Origin of the sequence: Bradyrhizobium sp. ORS 285, assembly GCF_900176205.1 — a bacterium.
Lineage (GTDB): Bacteria > Pseudomonadota > Alphaproteobacteria > Rhizobiales > Xanthobacteraceae > Bradyrhizobium.
This window is the reverse complement of record NZ_LT859959.1, coordinates 980,573-1,001,883: the sequence shown is the minus strand read 5'-3', so window position 1 is coordinate 1,001,883 and position 21,311 is coordinate 980,573. Positions and strand designations below refer to the sequence as shown.

The window sequence follows — 21,311 nt, the reverse complement described above, 5'->3', positions numbered from 1 at the left end:
CGCCGGCCGTTCAATGGCTTGCGAGCAGGGCTGGTCGTCAGCGCGCCGCGACGACCTTGAGGCCGGGCAGCAGCGCCGCACCGCCGCGCGGACTGCGCACGGGGTTGATCTGGTACAGCCCACGCCGCTCCTGATTGGGCCGGAAGGCGTCGGTGATGCCGACGACCGACTCGGCGGCGCCCAGCAGCAAGGTGCCGTCCGGCTCCATCAGCTTGGCCATCCGTTCGAAGATCTGCGCCTTGGTGTCCTGGTCGAAATAGATCAGAACGTTACGGCAGAAGATCACGTCGAATTTGCCGAGATGCGAGAAGTCGTGCAGCAGATTGAGCTGGCGATGCTGCACCATGCCGCGGATGTCGGCGCTGAGCTGCCAGAGTTCGCCGAGCTGGGTGAAGTACTTCACCAGCAACTGGATCGGCAGTCCGCGCTGCACCTCGAACTGGCTGTAGAGGCCGGCCTTGGACTTTTCCAGCACCTCCTGCGACAGGTCGGTGGCGACGATCTCGATCCGCCATCCGGCCAGCGCGGGTCCGAACTCGCGCAGGCACATCGCGATCGAATACGGCTCCTGGCCGGTCGAGCAGGCCGCCGACCAGATCCGCAGGGACCTGCGGCTGGCGCGCGCCTGGATCAGCCCCGGCAAGATGCCCTCGCGCAGATGATCGAACGGAATCTTGTCGCGGAAGAAGAATGTCTCGTTGGTGGTCATCGCCTCGACCACCTGCGTCGTGAGCTGCTCACCGCCGCTCTTCATCTTCTGCACCAGCTCCGGAATGCCCGGCAGGTTGGCGCGGCGGGCGAGCGGCAGCAGCCGGCTCTCGACCAGATATTGCTTGTCGGCCGAGAGGTCGAGACCGGACCGCTCCTTCAGGAGCTTACGCAAGAACTCATAGTCCAGGGGGGTCACGAACGGTCTCCAGCAAACAGACGCACCAGCTTCGGCGCGATCTGATTCAAGGGAAGGATGGCCGCACAGATGCCGGCATTGGCGGCGGCGCCCGGCATGCCCCAGACCACGCTGGTCGCCTCATCCTGCGCGATGACACTGCCGCCGGCGGCGACGATGTCCTTGCCGCCGCGCATGCCGTCGGAGCCCATGCCGGTCAGGATCACGGCAAGGGTCGATCCCTGCCAGATCTCGACGGCGGAGGTGAACAACGGATCAACCGCCGGCTTGCAGAAATTGATGGGTGGCCCATTGTCGAGGGCGATCGCGACCTCGGCTCCATGGCGCGTCACCCGCATGTGGCGTCCACCCGGCGCAAGATAGATCGTCCCGGCTTTGACGATCTCACCATCGACCGCCTCATGGGCGGGACGGCGGCTCGAACGCGCGAGATGCTCGGCCAGAATCGTCGTGAATGTCGGCGGCATGTGCTGGGTGATCAGCACCGGGAAGCGGTCGATCACCGGGCCGAGCTCGGTAACCACCGACATCAACGCCTGCGGACCGCCGGTCGACGAGCCGATCAGGAGCACCTTCGGCATCTGCGTGCTGAAGGCGCGGCGCGCCAGGGCGGCAGCCGGCACAGCGGGTGTCGGCATCGGGGCCGCGACCGGACGCGCCACCGGCGCGGGCCGCAATCCCTGCACGTGCGGAGCGGACGGCGGAGCATAGGCGACGGGCGCAGCCGCGCGGCGCGCCTTGGCGCCGAGATTGCGGATCTTCTGGATCAGGTCGTAGTGGAAATTGTCGGCCGCCGAAGCCTCACGCGTGCTCTCGGGCTTCGGGATGTAGTCCGCCGCGCCAAGCGACAGCGCCTTGAAGCTGATCTCGGCGTTGCGACGTGTCAGCGTCGACGCCATGATCACCGCGAGGTTCTTCTTCTTGGCAAGCAGCTTCGGCAGCGCCGCGATGCCGTCGAGTTCGGGCATCTCGATGTCGAGCACGGCGACGTCGGGATTGACGCGATCGATCTGATTGACGGCCTCAAGGCCGGTGCGCAGCGACGCCGCCACGACCATGTCTGGCTCAGACGCGATCCAGCGCGAGATCATGCCGCGGATGACCACGGAATCGTCCACGACCATCACCCGGAGAGGCTCCTGTCTGGTCGAACTTGGAATCGAAGAACTGGCCAACGCGACGCTCATAGTTCACCAACAGGACAGAGGCACAGGACGACGGCAAGCCCGGGCAAGCACGGGCTATCCGAACCGGACGGGTTCAGATCAGCCCGACTTCCTGGAATTTCGCCGTGACGATGTCCTTGTCGAACGGCTTCATGATGTACTCGTTGGCACCGGCGTGCAGCGCGCGTGCGATGTGCGCGACATCGTTCTCGGTCGTGCAGAACACCACTTTCGGCGCGTCGCCGCCGGGCATGCGACGGAGATTGCCGAGGAACTCATAGCCGTCCATGACGGGCATGTTCCAGTCGAGCAGCACCGCATCGGGCAGGCCGCGCTTGCAGATCTCCAGCGCCTGCTCGCCGTCCTCCGCCTCCACGATCTGGAAATCCAGACCTTCCAGGATGCGGCGGGCCACCTTTCGAATGACGCTCGAGTCGTCAACTACCAGACACGTTCTCATTTCAGCCTCTCGGGATCAGGGTCCAAACCGACCGCGCGGTCTCGCGTGGGCGGGCTTACGCTGCGGCTCAGGCCGCCATCTTGTCGGCGGCGAGTTCGAGTACGCGATCGACATCGAGGATGACCATCAGCTGGCCATCGAGGCGATGCACGCCACCGGCGAGCTTCGCCATGCGCGGATCGAGATTGACCGGGTTCTCCTCCCGGCTCTCCTCGGGCAGCCGCAGCACCTCGCCGATCTGGTCGATCAAGAGGCCGTAGGATTCGCCGCGCAGGTCGACGCCAACCGCCATCGGCGGCTTGCCGTCATCGGCGCGGGCAAGGCCGAGCCGCGCCCGCATGTCGACGACGGTGACGATGCGGCCGCGCAGGTTCAGGACGCCTGCAATCTCCGTGGATGACAGCGGCACCCGCGTCACCCGCTCCGGCATGAACACGTCCTGCACCCGCGAGATCGGCAGGCCGAACAGCTGGCCGCCGATCATCGCGGTGACGTATTCGACGACGGCGCCTTCGGTGGTTTCAATCTTGCTGCTCATTGCACGCTACTCCTGCCCTTCCCCCTTACGCCGCACGCTTGGCAGCGTCGGCGCGGGCCCGTTCCTCGATCTGTTCCTTGAGCGCCGCGATCAGACCCGGACGGTCGAACTTGGCGATGTAGTCGTAGAGGCCGGCCTGGCGGCCGCGCTCGATCGCCGCCGGCGACACCAGCGACGACACCGCGATGACCGGCAGATGATGCAGGTTCTGGTCGGCGCGGATGGTCTCGGCGAACTCGAAGCCGTTCATCTCCGGCATCTCGATGTCGGTGACGACGATGTCGAAGGTGTGCCCCGAGCGCAGCGTGGCCAGGCCCTCGAGGGCCGAGGCCGCGGTGCGGACCTTGTAGCCGGCCGACTTCAGCACCGGCGCCAGCATGTTGCGGAAGAACGGCGAGTCGTCGACCAGCAGCACCGACTGCGTCTGTGCTTCCGTCGCCATCTCCTTGCGGATGAACCAGTCGGCGAAGGCCATCGGCAGGAAGTGGCCGACGTCGATGACTTCGGTCGCCTGGCCCTTGATCACGGCGGAGCCGAGGATGCCATCCCGCGCGCCGGAGACCTGGATGTTGAGCCGCTCCTCGACGATGTCGATGATCTCGTCGACGACGAGGCCCATCGCACGGGTCTCGTCGGCGAACACCAGGATCGGCTGCGATCCCGACGTCTGCACCGAGACGCCTTCCATCTGCACCAGCGGCATCAGCTGATCGCGGTACTGCACCATGTAGCGGCCGTTACTGATCTCGATCTTGTCGGCCGCGATCTCCTCGAGCCGCGTGACCAGCGCCAGCGGCACCGCCTTGGGCTGCGCCGTGCCGGCGCGGAACACCAGCAGCGAAGTGAGCTGCTCACCGCCGATGATGTGATGCGACGAGTGCTCGTCGGCGACCGCCTGCGAGGCCGAGCCGGCCGCACCGAGCGCCTTGGCAATGCCGTTCGGGTCGATAATCATGATGACCGCGCCGTCGCCGAGGATGGTGTTGCCCGAGAACATGTCGATGTGACGCAGCTTGGTCGACATCGGCTTGACCACGATTTCCTCGGTGTGGAACACGCAGTCGACCACGATGCCGAAGGTCTGGTTGCCGACCTGCGTCACCACGATGAAGCCGTTCTCCGGATCGGTCGACGAGCCGTCGTCGATCTTGAGCAGCTTCTTCAGATGCATCAGCGGCAAGAGCTTGTTGCGCAGGCGCAGGACAGCGGTGTCCTTGATGCGCTCGATGCGATGCTCGGAGTTGGCGCGCGCACGCACCAGTTCGACGACCGAAAGCTGCGGGATCGCGAAGCGGTCGCCGCCGGCCTCGACGATCAGCGCCGAGACGATGGCGAGCGTCAGCGGGATCTTGATGGTGACCGAGGTGCCCTCGCCGGCGACCGACTTGACGTCGATGGTGCCGCCGATCTGGTCGATGTTGGTGCGCACCACGTCCATGCCGACGCCGCGGCCGGAGACCGAGGTGACGGCGGCGGCCGTCGAGAAGCCCGGCTCGAAGATGAACTTGTGGATCTGCGCTTCCGTCATCTTCTCGAGTTCGGCCTCGGTGACGAGACCGTTCGCGACAGCCTTGGCCTTGATGCGCTCGGTGTTGAGGCCGCGGCCGTTGTCGGCGATGCAGATGATGATGTGGCCGCCTTCATGATAGGCGGAGAGACGGATCGTGCCCTGGTCCGGCTTGTTGGCAGCGGCGCGCTCGGCCATCGTCTCCAGGCCGTGATCGGCGGAGTTGCGCACCATGTGGGTGAGCGGATCCTTGATCAGGTCGAGCACCTGGCGGTCGAGCTCGGTGTCGGCGCCGTGCATCTCGAGCTCGATCTGCTTGCCGAGTTCGGTCGCGAGATCGCGGACGATGCGCGGCAGCTTCTGCCAGGCATTGCCGATCGGCTGCATGCGCGTCTTCATGACGCCTTCCTGCAGCTCGGCGGTGACGTTGGAGAGCCGCTGCAGCGGCACCTTGAACTCGGTGTCCTCGTTGCGGCGGGCGATCTCGAGCAGCTGGTTGCGCGTCAGCACGAGCTCCGAGACCATCGTCATCAGATGCTCGAGCGTGTCGACGTTGACGCGGATCGACTGGTTGGCGACCTTGTCGCTCTCGTGCACCTCGCCATCGGCATTGGCCTTGGCCCGCGCCGCCTTCTTCGGCGCTTCGGCCTTGGCTTCCGCCTTGGCAGGCTCTGCCTTGGCCGCAGGAGCCTTTGCCTCAGCCGGCTTCGGCTCGGGCGCCTTCGCATGCGCCGGCGGGGTCTCGATTGCGGTCTCGCGGAAGGCGCGCTCCAACTCGTCGAGCGAGACCTCGCCCGGGCGCAGCGGACGCTCCAGCGTCTGATCGATCAGACTGCCCTGGGTCACCGCAGGCGCCGGCGGTGCTGCGGGAGCGGCGGGAACGAGCGGCGGCGCGGCTTCGCCTGCGGCCATCGCGGCCATGCCGCGCTCGACCATCGCTTCGAGCTCGCTGATCAGGTCACGATCCTCGCCCTCGGGCTCGGACTCATTGGCTTCGAGCTGCGCGAGCAGATCTTTAATGCGGTCGATGGTGGTGAGGATCAGCGTCACGGCCTCGCCGGTCACCGGCATGCCGTCGCGGAATTTGCCCATCAGGGTTTCGGCGGCGTGAGCCAGTGCCTCGAGCCGCGGCAAGCCGAGGAAGCCGCAGGTCCCCTTGATCGTGTGCACCAGCCGGAAGATGTTATCCAGGATCTTGGCGTTGTTCGGCTCCTGCTCGAACCGCACCAACTGATTGTCGACGGTATCCAGGCTCTCGCTGGTCTCCGTCAGGAACTCACGCAACAGGTCATCCATGAAACTGGCCTTCGCACGCAACGGAGCGCGACATGCCGCGCCCTTCAAACCGTGGCCAGTTTCGGTCCAAAGCGTTTAATATTAGTTGAGTAAGCGCAAATGAACGGACTCAACAAAGAGATAAGATGTCTCCGGACAAATCCGGACACATCCTCAAGACTTGCTTAACCATGGTAAACGGTTTTAGGCGTCCATCGACGACAAGACGTCGCAGGATGGACGCGTGCTGATCGCGACAATGACGATCAGGCGACAATGACGATCAGGTGGCGATGACGATCAGGTGGCGATGACGATCAGCCGGCGCGATCAGGCCGCCTGCACCACCATCGCGGCGCCATCGGCTGCCAGGGCCACCTTGAGGCCGCAGGCCTCGGCGAGCAAGCGGGTGTAGTAAGGCTGCACCGCATGGGCGTCGATCGTCGCCTGCAGCTCGCCACCGAGGATGTTGACGATGTTCTGCGGCAGCCGCGCGTTGAGCCCGGTGGCGGCGACGCGGAAGCTCATGGTCTCGCCGTCGCCGATGGGATCGACGGTCAGCATGCCGCCGCGCGGGATCGTCTGCTGGGCCACCACCATCATGTTGAGCAGCAGCTTGACCCGGTTCTTCGGCAGCAGCAGCCGCGGCAGATTCCAGGTGATCGAGGTCTTGGCGTCCTCGATATGGCCGCGCGCCATGTTTTGCGCATCGCCGAGGTCGATCTGCGCGCCGGCCGAGCCGGCCGCACCGAACGCGAGACGGCAGAACTGCAGCCGGGCCGAGGCGGTCTTGGCGCTCTTGCGGATCAGCTCCAGCGCGAAATCGCGGTCTTCAGGCTTCGGATTGTCGTCGAGCACTTCGAGGCCGTTGACGATGGCGCCGACCGGACTAATCAGGTCGTGACAGACCTTCGAGCAGAGCAGAGCGGCAAGTTCGAGCGTATCGGGAGCGGGAATCGGATTGGCGATCTCGGAAGAGGACGTGCCGGACATTCGATGTTCCTGAAATCCGCGAACTTGGACGAATCATGCTTGCGTTAACGCTTGATACACTGCGAAAGCAGGGACCGCCACCGAGCTGAGGCCGGGACACGGGAAAGTACGTGGCGGTTTTCCCCGGCAAAGACTGCTCAATATACGTGCGAATGGCCGTATCCGGATGCGCCGGGACGGCAGACCAGAACGAGGATTCGATGATGCAGGCTGCGAACGGAACGGTCGACGGGAGCGCCCGATGATGACAACGGGGCCGACCGCAGGAACCATCGGGATCGAGGCCGCCGCCGCGCTGATGACGCCTTTGACCGAGCTCGTCGTGCAGGCCGCGCAGGCGATCCTGGCTGTGAACCGCCGCGCGATGGCCGTCACCGACAAGTCCGATGGCTCGCCGGTCACCGAGGCCGATCTCGCCGCCGACCGTGTCATCGCCGAGGGTCTGGCGCGGCTGGCGCCGGAGATCCCCGCTCTGTCGGAGGAGCGGGTTGGACACTGCGCGGCGCCGTTCAAGGGCAGCTTCTTCCTGATCGACCCGCTCGACGGCACCAAGGAGTTCGTGGCCGGCCGCGGCGAGTTCACGGTCAATCTGGCGCTGGTCAGTGACGCGAGCCCCCTGCTCGGCATCGTCTGCGCGCCCGCCATCGGCCTGATCTGGCGCGGCCTGGTCGGCCGTGGTGCCGAGCGGCTGTCGTTTACGGAGGCCGGCTTGAGCGAGCCTGTGCCGATCCGCACCCGCCCGATGCCTGCGCCGGGCGAGCCCTGGGTCGCCGCGGTCAGCCGTTCGCATGGCGATGCCCGCAGCGAGGCCCTCATCGCGGCGCGCCCAGGCGCCGAGCGGCTGGCGCTGGGCTCGGCGGTGAAGTTCGGCCGGCTCGCCGAGGGTCTTGCCGACATCTATCCGCGGCTCGGGCCGACCTCGGAATGGGACGTCGCGGCCGGTCATGCCGTGGTGGTCGCCGCCGGCGGCACCGTGACCAGCGAGGCCGGCGTGCCGTTGCGCTATGGCGAGCGCGCCGACAGCTTCATCGTGCCGTCCTTCATCGCCTGGGGCGATCCCGGCGCGGTGACGGCCGTCTGAAGCCTATTGCGGCAGATCCTCCTGCAGCGCCGGCCAGCGCGCCTCGGCCTTGGAGAGATAGCGCTCGGGATCGGCCTTGAACGCATCCCGGCTTTCTTCGCGGCTGAACAGGAACAGCCGGTCCTCGACGACCGCGAACAGGCGCGGATTGCCGGCGACGGTGACGCCGCGCGCCACGTCGGTCGGGTCATAGCCGCCGAATTGCGGGCCATAGACCTCCGGATGGGCGAGGAAGGAGGCACGGTTGCCCTCGTTGCGGAACCGCCAGACCACCCCGCCCTGCGCGGCCTCGAAGTCGGGAAGGCCCAGCAAGGCCTTGCCATCGACGAAATACGACACGGGATCGAAACCGTCGATCGCCAGACCGCTGAAGCGGTCGGAGATGATTCGCTGGGTGGTGGCCGCGCGCAGGGCAACCGGCAGCATCAGCAGCGCAGCAAGCGTGAAGGCGGCGAATACGCGGCAAAACAGCGGCTTTGAGCCCTTCTGGTTCCGTTGTTGCCGTTGTGCGGTCATAGTTGGTGCCGATAACATGGGAATAGCGGGGGTGATGCCACTCGTCGACCATCGCCGGATGTGATTGGCGTCTGGTTAAGGCGACGGTCGGGCCGCCGACAGCAGGGGATTTCCATCGATGAGTTTTGCAATCCGCCTTGCCGCCACGACGCTGATGGCCGTCCTGGCCATGGCTGCGTCGGCCACTGCGCAGCAGGCGCCGCCGTACCAGCCGCCCCCGCAGCCCGCTCCGCCTTACCAGGCTGCGCCGGCCTACCCGGCTCCGCCGCCCCAGGCGGCCCCTGCGCCGCGTCCGGCGCCGAGCCCGGACAGCTTCAATCCGGACGAGTTGGTCAATGCCGGCCACCGCTTCTTCGGCAACGTCTCGCGCGGGCTGGCCTCGGTGATCGAGCGCGCGGTCAGCCAATGGGGCCTGCCGAACGGCTATATCCTCGGCGAGGAAGGCGCCGGCGCGTTCGTCGCCGGTCTGCGTTACGGCGAAGGCACGCTCTACACCAAGAATGCCGGTGACCTCCGCGTCTTCTGGCAAGGTCCCTCGCTTGGCTTCGACTGGGGCGGCGATGGCGCCCGCACCATGACGCTCGTCTACAATCTGCCGGCCACCAGCGCGATCTATCAGCGCTTCGTCGGCATCGACGGCTCGGCCTATATCGTCGGCGGCTTCGGCATGACGGCGCTGACCGCCAACAACATCGTGCTGGTGCCGATCCGGTCCGGCATCGGCCTGCGGCTCGGCGCCAATGTCGGCTACCTCAAGTTCACCCCGAGCGCGACCTGGAACCCGTTCTGATACGGGGCCGATAGCGCCAACTGGTACCGTTGAGACACGCTCTCCCGTGACGGATCAAGGTTAACACGGCATTGGGCTGGCAATGAATCAGCCCGCCGTGCATTGTGATTCCGTTAATCATTTCGGACCGGGAGTTGTGCGTCATGGTCGAGCCGATCATGTATTTTGCGATCGGTTTTCTGATCGCCATGCTCTGTGCCCTCATGATCGTGCCGCTGGTGCACAATCGTGCGGTGCGGCTGACGACGCGCCGGCTGGAAGCGGCGACGCCGCTGTCGATGGCCGAGATCCAGGCCGACAAGGACCAGCTGCGCGCGGAGTTCGCGATGTCGGCGCGGCGGCTCGAGATGAGCGTCGACGCGCTCAAGAACAAGGCCACCGGCCAGCTCGCCGATCTCGGCAAGAAGACCGACGCCATCAACCGCATGAAGATCGAGCTCGGCGAGAAGAACGCCGCGATCTTCGCCCTCGAAGCCCGCGAGAAGGCGCTGAAGGATCAGCTGCGCGCGACGGAAGAAGAGTTCGCCGCCAAGACCGAGGCACTGCGCGCCGCCGAGCAGGCGCTGAAGGAGAAACAGGCCGAGCTGGTCCGCCTGACCGCCGAGCTGAATGACAAGTCCATGCTCGCCGACAGCCGCCAGGTCGAACTGGTCACGGTGAAGACCCAGGTCGAGGAGCTGCGCAGCCGCGTCTCCGACGCCGAGAAGGAATTCTCCGCCACCCAGGCCCGTCTGGCGCTGGAGCGCGATGAATCCGACACCGCGACCAAGGCGCTCAACGACGCCCGCGCGCGGGTGGAGAATCTCAGCCAGCGCGTCACCGAGCTCGACCGCCAGCTGATCGTCCAGGTCAAGGAAGCCGAGATGCTGGCATCTCGCGTGGCCGACCTCGAAGGCCGGCTGTCGTCCCAGGGCAAGCTGCTCGCGGAGCGCGATTTCGAGAACAACCAGCTGCGTGAGGCCAATGCCGCCGCCGACCGCGCCCTGAAGGAGCTGCGCGAGGAGCTGGCCGGCATGGGCAGCGGCAAGTCCGCTGCCTTCGACCGGCTGAAGTCGGAAAAGGCCGCGCTCGAAGAGCAGCTGCAGGCCGCCCGCGACGAGCGCGCCAAGCTGCAGCGCGAGATGAACGCGATCCAGCAGCAGGCCGAAAGCACCTGGGCCCAGGAGCGTATGGAGAACGCGCTTCTGCGTGAGCGCATCAACGACATCGCCGCCGAGGTCGCAAAACTCGCGATGCAGATCGAGGGCCCGAACTCGACCATCGAGGCCATGCTGGCCGCAGAACCCGCCGCCAAGCCCGCCAACGCCAACGGCGCTCCCGCAGCCCCGGCCACCGCCGGCGCGCCCCAGGGCGGCACCCTCGCCGACCGCATCCGCGCGCTGCAGTCCCACGCCTCGCGGGCCCGGCAGATCGGGGCTTGAGGCGGGTCGGGTCTCTACATGGCCTGCCCCTACCCTGGGCGGGGTCGACGAAACAGCCGATTTCGGCCCAATCGGAAACCGCGCGGCACGCCCGCGCAGTTTTCCTCGCCAACCCCGCCGCAAATCCTTGACACCCCCCGCCCGCGCTTCGTAAATCGCGGGCTCCGACGGACTGCTTCGGCAGCTGCCTCAACGCTTCACGGCAGGCAGCCACCAGGATCCGGGCGCATAGCTCAGCGGGAGAGCGTTCCCTTCACACGGGAGAGGTCCAAGGTTCGATCCCTTGTGCGCCCACCATTCGGTCCCGGCTCAGCGGCATTCACGATCCATCCTGTCAGGCGTCATCGCACTTCAAGCAAGCGATAAACCGGATCCGGACACGACGTCGCTCCGCACATCTGCTCATCGTGGCGCCACGATAGTCCGATGTCTTGGACCCGTTCGCCATCAGCAGCCGGCCCCTGCCAATGATGCAAACGATCTTCGATAGGCTCTGCGGCAACGACGCGCTCGCGTTCGAGAGCGAGTTCAGCATTGAAGAGTCGATGCAGCGGCTGACGTCCTTCCGGGTCGAGCCCGACCTGCTCGGCTTCGCGCCACTGACCGCGATGAAGCTGGTGGTCGTCGTTGGACGGGTGACTGAGGATCACGTGTCACTCTGGTGCGAGCGGCTCCTTATCTTCAATGGCTTGAGGCCCGTCTTTGTCGGCCGTTTCCAGACGTTCGACGGTCGCGTTGTCCTGATCGGAAAGCTCGTCGGGATGGACGGCCACGCTGGCCAAATCGTCGGCGTCGGGCTGGCGATCGGTCTCCTCATAATCATTGGTCCCCTGCTCGAATTGCTCAGGGGTTCCCATGATCCCATGCTCTGGTTGATGCCTTTGTTAGGCTGGCTTCCGCCGCTGTTCACGATCGGCGTGGTCCGGCTTGGGCGATGGCTCTCGTCCAGCGACGAGAATTGGATCATCGGCGCGATCAAGCATGCCTTGGTCAAACCGAAGCGCACCAGCGTTGCGTGATCGAATCCCGCAAGCAGATCCAGGCGCCGGCGATTGGTCGCGCCGCGTTGCAGGGTCGCCTGCGAGATCTTGCTACACCGTCACTCGATCGAAGTCTGACGCGATGCGCGTGTCCGGAAAGATCGCCCTCGCCTCGTCCAGGATCTCCTCGTCGGTGTAGCGGCCGGAGATGTGGTTCAGGACGAGCTCACCGACATGGCCCGAGGCCGCAAGCGTGGCCGCCTCCGCGGCCGTCAGGTGGCCGTAGTCGCGCGCGGTCGCGGCATCGCGTTGGAGGAAGGTCGCTTCGATCACCAGCACGTCTGCACTACGGACATGCTCCTGCAAACCGTCGGTGGTCTCCGTATCTCCGACGATCACGAGCTTCTTGCCTCCGCTCGCAGGCCCGAGGACGTCCTCGGGCGTGATGATGCGGCCGTCATCGAGCGTGACGGCTCCGCCATCCGCCAATGTCTTTCGGATCGCACCATCCGGCACCGCGAGTTCTGCGAGACGCTCTGGCAGCAGATGACGGCGCGCTTTGCTGATGAATGCGAAGCCGAAGCTGTCGGTGTCGCGGTGCCGGACCGGGAAGCAGTTGATCTCGAACGCGCCGGCGTCGAGGACCTGCCCGGGCGTGAGCGGAACGAGCTGCAGCGGGATCGGCGCCCGGCCCTCGCCCCACAATCCTGCGAGCATGCGGATGACGACATCGAGCGTGCCCGGGCTGCCATGGACGCTCATGATGTCAGCGCTCCGGCGCAGCCGCAGGGTCGAGAACAGTCCGGGAATGCCGAGGATGTGGTCGAGATGCCCGTGGGTGAGCAGGATGCGGTCGAGCCGCCGAAAGCCGGCCCCGCTCGTCAGCAACTGGCGCTGAATGCCCTCGCCGCAATCGACCAGGATCCGCTGTCCGCCGGCCTGGACCAGAAGTCCCGGATGGTTGCGGTCCTGCGACGGAACGCTCGCGGAGGTTCCGAGGAAGATCAGCTCGAACATCGGCGTCCTGTCACTCCGGCCGGCCGCAGGCGCATCAGCGGTTCTGCCCCTGGCACTTGGGCCGGCTGTCTCATCGGGATCAATTCGACGCTCCTCTCTTCACTGGCAATCTCATCGCGCTGCAGGCTCGGCGCCACGATGTGACCAGCCTGCCTCAAACCGCTCCCTGGGGGTATGGGTCCCGGCTCAAGGCCGGGACGACGGTGGAGTTTGGAGCGACCGTAACGGCACATCCGGACAAACGCTCCGGTCAAACCGACGTTTCGTCCAGACAGCGCTTGTCGAAATATCGGTCGAGCGCCAGCCGGTCCTGCTGACAGACTTTGGCGCGGGGCTCTGATACATCTCGGCCATGCCAAGCTCCGGTCCGGATCCGGATGCCGCGCCGACGGTCATCCGCAAGATCATCCACATCGACATGGATGCATTCTATGCGTCCGTCGAGCAGCGGGACAATGCCGAGCTGCGCGGCAGGCCGGTGGCCGTCGGCGGCTCGCGCGAGCGCGGCGTGGTGGCGGCCGCGAGCTATGAGGCCCGCAAGTTCGGCGTGCGCTCGGCGATGCCGTCGGTGACCGCCAAGCGCCTGTGCCCGGACCTGATCTTCGTCAAGCCGCGCTTCGAGGTCTACAAGGCGATCAGCCAGCAGATCCGCGCGATCTTCGCCGAGCACACGCCGATCATTGAGCCGCTGTCCCTCGACGAGGCCTATCTCGACGTCACCGACAATCTGCAGGGCATTCCGCTGGCGCGCGACATCGCGTTGCAGATCCGCGCCAGGATCAGGGCAGAGACCGACCTCAATGCCTCGGCCGGCATCTCCTACAACAAGTTTCTCGCGAAGCTGGCCTCCGATCACCGCAAGCCGAACGGCCAGTACGTGATCTCGCCGGAGATGGGCGCGGCCTTCGTGGAGAGCCTGCCGGTCGGCAAGTTTCACGGCATCGGCCCGGCGACCGCCGCCAAGTTCAATGCGCTCGGAATTCACACCGGTCTCGACATCCGCCGTCAGACCCTGCCCTTCCTGCAGCAGCATTTCGGCAAGGCCGGCAACTATTACTACTGGATCTCGCGCGGGATCGATCATCGCCCAGTCCGCGCCAATCGCATCCGCAAATCCATCGGCGCGGAAAACACCTTTGCGACGGACCTGACCGAGTTCGCGCCGATGGCGGCCGAGCTGCAGCCGCTGATCGACAAGGTCTGGCGCCACTGCGAAACGACCGGCAACAGGGGCCGGACGATCACGCTGAAGGTCAAGTTCGCCGATTTCGACATCATCACGCGCAGCAGGTCGGTTGCAGCGGCGGTCGGCAGCCGTGCCGAGCTGGAGCGCTTATCCTTGGCGCTGCTTCAGGCCGAGATGCCGCTGCCCAAGCCGGTGCGGCTGCTCGGGGTCTCACTGTCATCGCTGCAGGAGGCCGAGGCTGGTGTTGAGACGCAGCTCGCGATGCTGATCTGAGCGGATCAAAGGCCAAAGGGCTCCTCGCGCCGCCGAGCTTGATCCTGAATTCTCAGCTGAACGGCGGCACCCGGCCATTTTGACCTCGCCCATCCGCGCATGAGCTCCCTGCACCAGGCACATTCGTCACAGAAATGCGCCCGGCCTCCCCGCAGCGACGGCGCAAGGCGGCTTTTGCAGGGCGGAACTCTCACGTTTTCCTGATTCCTGCGTCAGAACGCCGCGGAGCAAATTCGCCTAAGGTCCTGGCGTTTCCAACCCACGGAGGTTTTCCGCATGCGTAAACTGATCATCGCCACCGCCGCCCTCGCGTTCGTCTCGTCGGCCGCGCTTGCCCAGTCGACCGAGAAGCCGATGACGACCGGCCAATCGGCGAAGAGCGGCGACGCCATGGGCGGAGGCGACGACATGAAGATGAGCAAGACGAAGAAGAAGTCGTCGAAGAAGTCGTCCGGCGACGCCATGTCGAAGTAAGACAGGGCAAGTCAGGCACGGCCTGTTCGCAGGCCCGCCGCTTCGTCGCGAGATCGGGCCGCTCCTTCGGGGGCGGCCCTTGTTCATTTGGACCGAGGCCCCTGCATCTCAGCCCGGGGCAAGCCCCATCTGCTGCAATCGCCCCGCGAACCAGGCCGACATCTCAGGGTCGATCCGAGCGCCGACATAGACCTCCGGCGTGATCACGCTGCGGCGGTCGAGAATCACCAGCACGCCGATCCAATAGGCAAACCACAGATGCGGGTCGGTCAGCGCCATCAGCTTGTGGCGGTCATGCGCGAGCGGCTGGTGGTTGCTGGCCTTGCGGACCTCGATCGCCAGGAGATTGTCCGGCACCGCGCGCTTGTGCACGACGATATCCGGATAGATCGACTTCGCGAGATCGTCGTCGGTCGAGACGATCGAGCCGCGCGGCAGCAGCATGGTGCGGTCGTCGAGCCGGTTGTAGTCGCAATCGACGTCCCAGCCGAGGAAGTTGCGCTCCAGATGCACGGACAGCCGGTGCGTCAAGGCGCGCTCACCGAGATCACGGTCAAGGATGTAGCGTTCGCGCGCGTAAAACTCCTGCAGCGCGGAGATCAGCCGGTTCAATTCGCTGTGCATGCCGCCCAAACAAAACAGACGATGGAGACGTCACCATCAACACGCGATCGCGCTGAGTCGCCAACCAGAAATGCGGGCGATGACGCTGCCACCGGCCGGCGGCCGATTTGCGGCCGCCGGGTTGCGGGCGGAACGGCTTACATCTGCACTTCGATCAGGCGCGGGCCGTATTCGGCATTGGCCTCGGCCAGCGCGACGTTGAACTCGTCGGCAGAGGTGACGGCGCGGGCCGGCACGCCCATGCCCTTGGCCATGGCGACGAAGTCGAGCGTCGGGCGGTCGATCTTGAGCATATCCTGGGCACGCTGGCCGGGCTCTCCGGCACCGACGCCGTCGAACTCGCCGCGCAGGATCTGGTAGATCCTGTTGGCGAACACCACGGTGACGACGTTGAGGTTCTCGCGCGCCTGGGTCCATAGCGACTGGATCGTGTACATCGCGCTGCCGTCCCCGACGAGGCACATGACCTTGCGATCCGGGCAGGCCACCGCGGCGCCGGTCGCCACGGGAGTCGAGAAGCCGATCGAGCCGCCCATGTTCTGCAGCCAGTCATGGGGCTTGGCGGCGGCCGTCGGCGGGAAGAAGCCGCGGCCGGTGGTGATGGATTCGTCGACCACGATGGCATTCTCGGGGATCGCATAGGCGATCGCCTGGGCGATCGTGGTGTGGTTGAGCGCGCCGGTCGGCTTGATCAGCTCGGCGAGCGCCTGCGGCTTCACATCCGTTGCCTTGGCGCCGAGATGGCCGGCCAGCGCCTCCAGCGCGGCGGCGGAGTTCTCGCCCCAGGCGGTCATGCGGTGCACCTCGGTACCCTCGGCCTTCAGCATGCTCGGCTTGTTCGGATAGGCGAAGAAGGCGACGGGGTCGTTGGCCTCGACCAGGACGATATGCTTGTAGTTCTTCAGGATCGGCAGCGCCTGCTCGATGACGTAGGGAATGCGGTCGATCGAGAACCGGCCTGCGCCGCGCGCCATGCGCGGATGGTAGGTCTGGCCCATCACGCGGCAGCCGGTCTTGCCGGCGATCTGCTGGGCGAAGGTCAGCGCCTGCTCGGTCAGCGCGCCGGCGGTCATCAGCACCAGCGTCTCCGGGCCGTGGGCATGCAGGATCTTCGCCGCCTTCTCGACCGCATCGTCCGAGTAGCTCGGGCGCTGCGCGTCGGTCGGAACCTGGGCGATGCCGTCGGCCTCGTTCCAGGCGGTGTCGGCGGGCAGAATGAGCGTGGCGATCTGCGGCGGCGCGCTCTTGGCGGCGGCGATCGCGGCGGCGCCGTCGGCGGCCACCGCCTTGGCGCTCGGCGAGGTCCGCACCCAGTCGGACATCGGCCGGGCGAGGCCCTCGATGTCGGAGGTCAGCGGCGCGTTGAAGCCGATATGGTAGGTGGCGTGCTGGCCGACGATGTTGACGATGCCCGAGCGCGCCTTCTTGGCATTGTGCAGGTTGGCGAGGCCATTGGCGAGGCCGGGGCCGAGATGGAGAAGCGTCGAGGCCGGCGTGCCCTTCATGCGGAAATAGCCGTCAGCGGCGCCGGTCACCACGCCCTCGAACAGGCCGAGCACGCAGCGCATGCCCTCGACCCGGTCGAGCGCGGCGACGAAATGCATCTCGGAAGTGCCCGGATTGGTAAAGCAGACGTCAACGCCCCCTGCGACCAAGGTCCGTACCAGGCTCTCCGCACCGTTCATCATTCGCTCCCTCTGTATCCGCACCGTTCAAAAGCTGAGCCAGATCAATCATTGTTCGCCGGCCCCGTCAAAGGGCCCGGCCGCATTGCTGCCATCACGCCGATGGTCATACGCGGACATTGCTAACAGGGTATTGGGCTCCGACCGCGCGCAGGCGTCGTGGGATTTGGGCCACGGATCGCCGCCACATGGCGGCCTCACGGCGCCGTGGGTTGCGAAGTGCAACCGTTTATGGCCTGTCTGCGAACGGAATTTGCTATTTGCCAGGGGATGGAAATGAAGCGCTGTTTTGCTTTGGGAATTGCTGCGGTCGCGTCACTGGTCAGCGTCGGGACGGCGCGGGCTGAAATGTTCGACACCCGGGACATCTTCGGCGGCGGGCCGAACTTCTATCAGAGCAGCGTCAGCCCGATCCCGCGCGAGACGGTGATGTTCCAGAGCCAGTATGCGCCGGGCACGATCGTGGTGAACACGTCGGAACGCCGGCTCTATCTGGTGCTGCAGAACGGCCAGGCGCTGCGCTACGGCATCGGCGTCGGCCGCGACGGGTTCCGCTGGAGCGGCGTGCACCGCATCACCGCCAAGAAGGAATGGCCGGCCTGGACGCCGCCGTCGCAGATGCTCCGCCGCCGCCCTGACCTGCCGCGCCACATGGCCGGCGGCATCGAGAACCCGCTCGGCGCGCGCGCGATGTATCTCGGCTCCACGCTGTACCGCATCCACGGCTCCAACGAGCCGGAGACGATCGGCCAGGCGGTGTCGTCGGGCTGTTTCCGCATGACCAATGACGACGTCGCCGATCTTTACGACCGCGTCTCGGTCGGCACCACCGTGATCGTCAAGAACTGAGAGCCTGATCGAACGGGATGATGTCCGAAGGCCTCAGCGTCCATCCTCGCCAGGAGCAGCGCCGCTCCTGGCGCCGCTTGCCGAGGACAGCGCTTGCGTTGGCCGCGGCGGCGGCCTCGCTCGTGGCCATGACGATCCCGTTGCCGGCCTCGACCGCCGAGGTTCCGGCCATCACCGCGCGCCAGCGCGCCGAGAAGAAGAGCTTCACCGACGCCGAGATCATCGACGGCTTCTTCAAGACCGCGTTCGGCGCCGAGTATCATCTCGCCGGCCGGGTCGACCGCATCCGGAAATACAGCACGCCGGTGCGCGTGTTCGCCGACGGCCGCCGCGCCGACCGCAAGGCGCAGCTCGCCAAGGTCGTGAGCGACATCGGCGCCCGCATCCGCAACCTCGACATCGCGATGACCGAGAGCGACGACGACGCCAATGTGCGGGTCAAGCTGGTGCGCGACCGCGACCTCTACCACACCATCAGCCAAGCCTATGGCAGCGAGCGCGCGCGCGAGATCAAGACCTCGCTCGACCCGCAATGTCTGTCCGGCTTCCGCAAGAACGAGGCGTTCGAGATCGAGCATTCCGACGTCATCCTGACCGTCGACAATGGCGATTTCGTCTTCCTCGACTGCGCCTATGAGGAGCTGCTGCAGTCGCTCGGGCCGATCAACGACACCTCCAGCGTGCCCTGGACCATGTTCAACGACAACGTCTCGATGGGCTATTTCGATGTCTACGATCAGTACATCCTCAATCTGCTCTACGACCCCCGGGTCAAGGCGGGCATGACGCTCGCCGAGGTCAAGGCCGTGCTGCCGGCCGTGCTGACGGATGTGCGGGCGTGGGTGAGGAAGACGAATAATCTGGCGGAGTAGTTGCGGGGCGGGTCGTCGCGGTTTGCCCGGCTGCCGCAACACCATCGCTGTCGTTCCGGCGAACGCCGGGACCCATACGCCGCGGCCGTCGTGTCGGGCAAAATGCCAATAGCCAGCGTGCCTCAAACCGCTCCCTGGGGGTATGGGTCCCGGCGTTCGCCGGGACGACACCGGTTTTGCCGAAACAGGGTCGGCAACTCAGCGGCAGCGCCGCCAATTCAGCTACCTGCAGATCCCCTTCAGCGCCTTCCATTCCTCCGCGCTCAGCAGCGGCGGGCCGCTTGCCGGGCGGTCGGCGGCGCGCATGCGGGCGAGGCGGTCCTCGGTCAACGGATGGCTCGACCACAGCGCGGGCTGCTTGCCGGCCTCCTTGCCGGTGATGCGGAACAACAACTCGCCCATCGGCCGCGTCGGCCGTCCGAGCTTGTGCATCACCTCGATCGCGAAGCTGTCGGCCGCCTCCTCCGCCTCGCGCGAATAGGAGGCGTTGATCATGGAACGGGAGGCGAAGACCGCAGCACCTGCGCCGGTGATATCGCCGAACAGAAGCCCGATCAGGAACGAGCTCGAGCCGTTGTGAATCAGCTGCCGCAGATTGTCGCGATGCTTCAGATGGCCGAGCTCATGCGCCAGCACGCCCGCGACCTCGTCGGGATCATTCGCCTTGTCGAGCAGCCCGCGAAACAGGAAAAAGCGCCCGCCCGGCAGCGCGAAGGCGTTGGGGATCGGCGTATCCAGCACCTCCGAGCCGATGCCGTCGTCGAGATCCGCTGGCCGGCGCAGCGCCGTGACCAGCTTGGCGAACGCCGCCTGCCCGGCCGCCGCGCTGCACTCCTTGTCGCCGAACAGCGAATGGATCTGCACCACGGCGGCCTCGCCGAGATGCTTCTCCATCGCCGGCGGCACCAGCGGCGTCAGCCGCTCGGCCGCAAACGGGATCACCACCAGCACGACCGCAATGATCGAGGCCGCGGCCGCCACGGACCAGCCGATGATCCGCGCAATGCCGCCGCGCGTCAGCCGGTGCTGGTCGATATGGCCACAGCGCGCGATCAGCTCGGCCGACAGCGCTGCGTCGCGAATTTCCAGCCGCGCCAGCGGCGAGGCCGAGAGGCAGCTGACGCGCAGCGTGCCGCTGGGGCCATCGACGCGGCGGATATCCTCATAGGGCCACGACACGAAGTTGTCGGCGCTACGCATCACGAGTTGATTGGCGAAGCCGATCATGACGTTCTGTCGCCGGTTCGACAGTCCGTCGAAATAGATCGCCGGGCCGCCGGGCGCAGCCGACTGCGCGGCCGGCGCCGCTTCAGCCTCGCGCGGCGCGGCGAGCCCAGGATCAGACCCAGGATCGGATCTCTGATCAGAACCTGGCTCAGAATCCGGCGACGTCGAGTCCATCGGCAAATCCTTCGCCGAGCGCGCTGGCCAGGTCGCCCTTGGCGGCGACGTCGGCCATGGCCTCGATACCGTGCACCTGGACCGAGGCGAGCACCGTCGCCCAGACGTCACGCACCAGATAGAGCCGCATCACGACGTTGGCCGCCAGAATGATCACGACGTAGCCGATCCCGAGCGGCACCAGCAGGCCAATATGATTGGCGACGGCCTGCATCTGCTCCGCCCCCGTGCCCTTGCCGAGCAGGCTCGCGACCAGCGCGAACGCCCCGACCACGTAGAGGATGAAGACCAAGACCAGCAGCAGCATCCAGCCGATGATCTTCCAGTACAGCGCATAGAAAGCGCTGTTTGGCAGGGTCGAGTCCAGGCGGACGCCGCCGAAGCGGATGCCCGAGACCCACCAGCGCCACTCGACCGCTTTGAGCTGGGCATAGACGAACGGATACAGCGGAAACAGCATCATCGCGAACGGCGCGATCAGCCAGAGATACCAGACCTGCTTGAACAGATCCCAGCCGCGGCCCTCGAAGTCGCCGCGCAAACTGCCGTAATGCGAGTGCCGCATCTTGTAGCGCTCGAGCGCCGCGGTCCGCCACGGCCAGGCGATGCCGAGCGTGACGACGGCGAGCAGCGTCCACAGCATCGCGCGCCCGGCATAGGCCCAGCCGGAGCCGTCCATCCAGAACCGAATGCCGCGCCACACCGTGCGCGTCAGCCGGTAGCGTCGCGCGCGATAGATCGCAAACTGGCCGAACGCGTAGAACGAAATCAGCAGCGGTACGCTGGCGAACGCCTTGAAGCGCTCGGCCTCGACGGTGATGAGGAAATAGGCAAGATAGATCGGGACCAGGATCGCCATCGCGAACAGGAAGCCGATCAGGAGCTCCTTGCCACGCCCGGTATATTCGGCGGCATCACCATCGACCGCGGTGTTGACCCACAGATGCCGGCGGATGTCGGTCGCCAGCCAGAACCGGTAGAAGCCGAGCGTGATCAACTCGATGGCCGCGCCACGGCTGACCAGCCGGAAGAACTCGCTGCGGGCTCCGGAAAAGGTCGCTGGCAATGACGGCAGCGGCGGAGGCTGCTGCGGAACATAACTCATCTGGTTCACGGCTTACGCCCCCGAACTACGCAAAAACATACAAATTGACCCGGTTATTCGTCGCCGGGACGACTCCAAGGTTCGACTCCTTTTGTACGCAAGTCGGCCGGAAAAAAACACCGGCCAGGGCGGCGTGGCGCAAAATATCTGCATCCGGCCGGTGTGCGAACAGGGGGGCCGGCCTCTCTTGA

Annotated in this window: 20 protein-coding genes and 1 tRNA gene; 9 read left to right on the top strand and 12 right to left on the bottom strand. The window is 66.0% G+C overall.

All coding sequences use genetic code 11. The features are described 5' to 3' along the window. Positions 1-37: 37 nt before the first annotated feature. The 6 genes from BRAD285_RS04370 to chpT all read right to left on the bottom strand — a co-directional run bounded on the left by BRAD285_RS04370 (position 38) and on the right by chpT (position 6,846). On the bottom strand, positions 38-907 hold the full coding sequence (locus BRAD285_RS04370; RefSeq protein ID WP_006613310.1) for a protein-glutamate O-methyltransferase CheR: 870 nt from the start codon (positions 905-907) through the stop codon (positions 38-40). Then, complete coding sequence (locus BRAD285_RS04365) at positions 904-2,094, bottom strand: chemotaxis response regulator protein-glutamate methylesterase (protein WP_035647393.1); 1,191 nt, start codon at positions 2,092-2,094, stop codon at positions 904-906. Before BRAD285_RS04365 ends, BRAD285_RS04370 begins: the two co-directional genes overlap by 4 nt. A 73-nt stretch (positions 2,095-2,167) precedes the next feature. Further along, entirely contained in the window at positions 2,168-2,533 is a 366-nt protein-coding gene (locus BRAD285_RS04360; protein WP_006613312.1) for a PleD family two-component system response regulator, read from the bottom strand. Positions 2,534-2,600: 67 nt separating this feature from the next. Continuing rightward, entirely contained in the window at positions 2,601-3,071 is a 471-nt protein-coding gene (locus tag BRAD285_RS04355; protein WP_006613313.1) for a chemotaxis protein CheW, read from the bottom strand. Between the two features lie 25 nt (positions 3,072-3,096). Further along, the gene (locus BRAD285_RS04350; protein ID WP_087877576.1) at positions 3,097-5,874 is read right to left on the bottom strand and encodes a hybrid sensor histidine kinase/response regulator; all 2,778 of its coding nucleotides are present in this window, start codon (positions 5,872-5,874) and stop codon (positions 3,097-3,099) included. Between the two features lie 309 nt (positions 5,875-6,183). Continuing rightward, the gene (gene chpT, locus BRAD285_RS04345; protein ID WP_006612296.1) at positions 6,184-6,846 is read right to left on the bottom strand and encodes a histidine phosphotransferase ChpT; all 663 of its coding nucleotides are present in this window, start codon (positions 6,844-6,846) and stop codon (positions 6,184-6,186) included. A gap of 244 nt (positions 6,847-7,090) precedes the next feature. Between chpT and cysQ the strand changes: the two genes are divergently transcribed. Next, positions 7,091-7,927: a 3'(2'),5'-bisphosphate nucleotidase CysQ gene (cysQ, locus tag BRAD285_RS04340; RefSeq protein WP_006612297.1), complete on the top strand. Its 837-nt coding sequence runs from the start codon at positions 7,091-7,093 to the stop codon at positions 7,925-7,927. A 3-nt stretch (positions 7,928-7,930) separates the two neighbouring features. Here cysQ and BRAD285_RS04335 read toward each other — a convergent pair whose 3' ends face one another. After that, entirely contained in the window at positions 7,931-8,443 is a 513-nt protein-coding gene (locus BRAD285_RS04335) for a YHS domain-containing (seleno)protein (protein ID WP_244422212.1), read from the bottom strand. A 118-nt stretch (positions 8,444-8,561) separates the two neighbouring features. Between BRAD285_RS04335 and BRAD285_RS04330 the strand changes: the two genes are divergently transcribed. The 4 genes from BRAD285_RS04330 to BRAD285_RS04315 all read left to right on the top strand — a co-directional run bounded on the left by BRAD285_RS04330 (position 8,562) and on the right by BRAD285_RS04315 (position 11,673). Next, the gene (locus BRAD285_RS04330) at positions 8,562-9,233 is read left to right on the top strand and encodes a DUF1134 domain-containing protein (protein ID WP_035646633.1); all 672 of its coding nucleotides are present in this window, start codon (positions 8,562-8,564) and stop codon (positions 9,231-9,233) included. 143 nt (positions 9,234-9,376) lie between these two features. After that, positions 9,377-10,654, top strand: a complete 1,278-nt coding sequence (locus tag BRAD285_RS04325) for a hypothetical protein (protein ID WP_006612300.1) — start codon at positions 9,377-9,379, stop codon at positions 10,652-10,654. A 222-nt stretch (positions 10,655-10,876) separates the two neighbouring features. Beyond that, positions 10,877-10,951: transfer RNA gene (locus tag BRAD285_RS04320), tRNA-Val, on the top strand. A gap of 134 nt (positions 10,952-11,085) precedes the next feature. Further along, positions 11,086-11,673 carry a hypothetical protein gene (locus BRAD285_RS04315; RefSeq protein WP_006612301.1) on the top strand — a complete coding sequence of 196 codons (588 nt, stop codon included), beginning with the start codon at positions 11,086-11,088 and terminating at the stop codon, positions 11,671-11,673. Positions 11,674-11,745: 72 nt separating this feature from the next. Here the strand turns inward: BRAD285_RS04315 and BRAD285_RS04310 are convergent, their stop codons facing one another. Then, positions 11,746-12,651 (bottom strand): MBL fold metallo-hydrolase, encoded by a 906-nt coding sequence (locus BRAD285_RS04310; protein WP_006612302.1) that lies wholly within the window; start codon positions 12,649-12,651, stop codon positions 11,746-11,748. Positions 12,652-13,003: 352 nt separating this feature from the next. Between BRAD285_RS04310 and dinB the strand changes: the two genes are divergently transcribed. After that, a complete protein-coding gene (gene dinB, locus BRAD285_RS04305) occupies positions 13,004-14,110 on the top strand; it encodes a DNA polymerase IV (protein ID WP_087877575.1) in 1,107 nt (368 codons plus the stop codon). A 276-nt stretch (positions 14,111-14,386) separates the two neighbouring features. After that, positions 14,387-14,584, top strand: a complete 198-nt coding sequence (locus BRAD285_RS04300) for a hypothetical protein (RefSeq protein ID WP_006610350.1) — start codon at positions 14,387-14,389, stop codon at positions 14,582-14,584. A 108-nt stretch (positions 14,585-14,692) separates the two neighbouring features. Here the strand turns inward: BRAD285_RS04300 and BRAD285_RS04295 are convergent, their stop codons facing one another. Further along, positions 14,693-15,208 carry a hypothetical protein gene (locus BRAD285_RS04295; protein ID WP_172889734.1) on the bottom strand — a complete coding sequence of 172 codons (516 nt, stop codon included), beginning with the start codon at positions 15,206-15,208 and terminating at the stop codon, positions 14,693-14,695. Between the two features lie 137 nt (positions 15,209-15,345). Beyond that, positions 15,346-16,893 carry an acetolactate synthase large subunit gene (locus BRAD285_RS04290; RefSeq protein WP_035645132.1) on the bottom strand — a complete coding sequence of 516 codons (1,548 nt, stop codon included), beginning with the start codon at positions 16,891-16,893 and terminating at the stop codon, positions 15,346-15,348. A gap of 276 nt (positions 16,894-17,169) precedes the next feature. Here BRAD285_RS04290 and BRAD285_RS04285 point away from each other — a divergent pair, with 276 nt between their 5' ends. Continuing rightward, positions 17,170-17,742 carry a L,D-transpeptidase gene (locus BRAD285_RS04285; RefSeq protein ID WP_035645122.1) on the top strand — a complete coding sequence of 191 codons (573 nt, stop codon included), beginning with the start codon at positions 17,170-17,172 and terminating at the stop codon, positions 17,740-17,742. A gap of 128 nt (positions 17,743-17,870) precedes the next feature. Continuing rightward, positions 17,871-18,614, top strand: a complete 744-nt coding sequence (locus BRAD285_RS04280; RefSeq protein ID WP_050886776.1) for a DUF2927 domain-containing protein — start codon at positions 17,871-17,873, stop codon at positions 18,612-18,614. A gap of 222 nt (positions 18,615-18,836) precedes the next feature. Here BRAD285_RS04280 and BRAD285_RS04275 read toward each other — a convergent pair whose 3' ends face one another. After that, positions 18,837-20,015 carry a M48 family metallopeptidase gene (locus tag BRAD285_RS04275; RefSeq protein WP_006610355.1) on the bottom strand — a complete coding sequence of 393 codons (1,179 nt, stop codon included), beginning with the start codon at positions 20,013-20,015 and terminating at the stop codon, positions 18,837-18,839. After that, positions 19,990-21,120, bottom strand: coding sequence for a DUF898 family protein (locus tag BRAD285_RS04270; protein WP_035645125.1), 1,131 nt, complete (start codon positions 21,118-21,120; stop codon positions 19,990-19,992). The genes BRAD285_RS04275 and BRAD285_RS04270 overlap by 26 nt, the downstream gene beginning before the upstream one ends. Positions 21,121-21,311: the final 191 nt, after the last annotated feature.

Bases quoted from the DNA above. Each gene is read 5' to 3' on its own strand.
- BRAD285_RS04300 (WP_006610350.1), top strand. From the start codon at position 14,387: ATGCGTAAACTGATCATCGCCACCGCCGCCCTCGCGTTCGTCTCGTCG.
- BRAD285_RS04325 (WP_006612300.1), top strand. From the start codon at position 9,377: ATGGTCGAGCCGATCATGTATTTTGCGATCGGTTTTCTGATCGCCATG.
- BRAD285_RS04270 (WP_035645125.1), bottom strand. From the start codon at position 21,120: ATGAGTTATGTTCCGCAGCAGCCTCCGCCGCTGCCGTCATTGCCAGCG.
- BRAD285_RS04365 (WP_035647393.1), bottom strand. From the start codon at position 2,094: ATGAGCGTCGCGTTGGCCAGTTCTTCGATTCCAAGTTCGACCAGACAG.
- BRAD285_RS04290 (WP_035645132.1), bottom strand. From the start codon at position 16,893: ATGAACGGTGCGGAGAGCCTGGTACGGACCTTGGTCGCAGGGGGCGTT.
- cysQ (WP_006612297.1), top strand. From the start codon at position 7,091: ATGACAACGGGGCCGACCGCAGGAACCATCGGGATCGAGGCCGCCGCC.
- BRAD285_RS04360 (WP_006613312.1), bottom strand. From the start codon at position 2,533: ATGAGAACGTGTCTGGTAGTTGACGACTCGAGCGTCATTCGAAAGGTG.
- BRAD285_RS04335 (WP_244422212.1), bottom strand. From the start codon at position 8,443: ATGACCGCACAACGGCAACAACGGAACCAGAAGGGCTCAAAGCCGCTG.
- chpT (WP_006612296.1), bottom strand. From the start codon at position 6,846: ATGTCCGGCACGTCCTCTTCCGAGATCGCCAATCCGATTCCCGCTCCC.
- BRAD285_RS04310 (WP_006612302.1), bottom strand. From the start codon at position 12,651: ATGTTCGAGCTGATCTTCCTCGGAACCTCCGCGAGCGTTCCGTCGCAG.
- BRAD285_RS04280 (WP_050886776.1), top strand. From the start codon at position 17,871: ATGACGATCCCGTTGCCGGCCTCGACCGCCGAGGTTCCGGCCATCACC.
- BRAD285_RS04355 (WP_006613313.1), bottom strand. From the start codon at position 3,071: ATGAGCAGCAAGATTGAAACCACCGAAGGCGCCGTCGTCGAATACGTC.
- BRAD285_RS04330 (WP_035646633.1), top strand. From the start codon at position 8,562: ATGAGTTTTGCAATCCGCCTTGCCGCCACGACGCTGATGGCCGTCCTG.
- dinB (WP_087877575.1), top strand. From the start codon at position 13,004: ATGCCAAGCTCCGGTCCGGATCCGGATGCCGCGCCGACGGTCATCCGC.
- BRAD285_RS04295 (WP_172889734.1), bottom strand. From the start codon at position 15,208: ATGCACAGCGAATTGAACCGGCTGATCTCCGCGCTGCAGGAGTTTTAC.
- BRAD285_RS04285 (WP_035645122.1), top strand. From the start codon at position 17,170: ATGAAGCGCTGTTTTGCTTTGGGAATTGCTGCGGTCGCGTCACTGGTC.
- BRAD285_RS04275 (WP_006610355.1), bottom strand. From the start codon at position 20,015: ATGGACTCGACGTCGCCGGATTCTGAGCCAGGTTCTGATCAGAGATCC.
- BRAD285_RS04350 (WP_087877576.1), bottom strand. From the start codon at position 5,874: ATGGATGACCTGTTGCGTGAGTTCCTGACGGAGACCAGCGAGAGCCTG.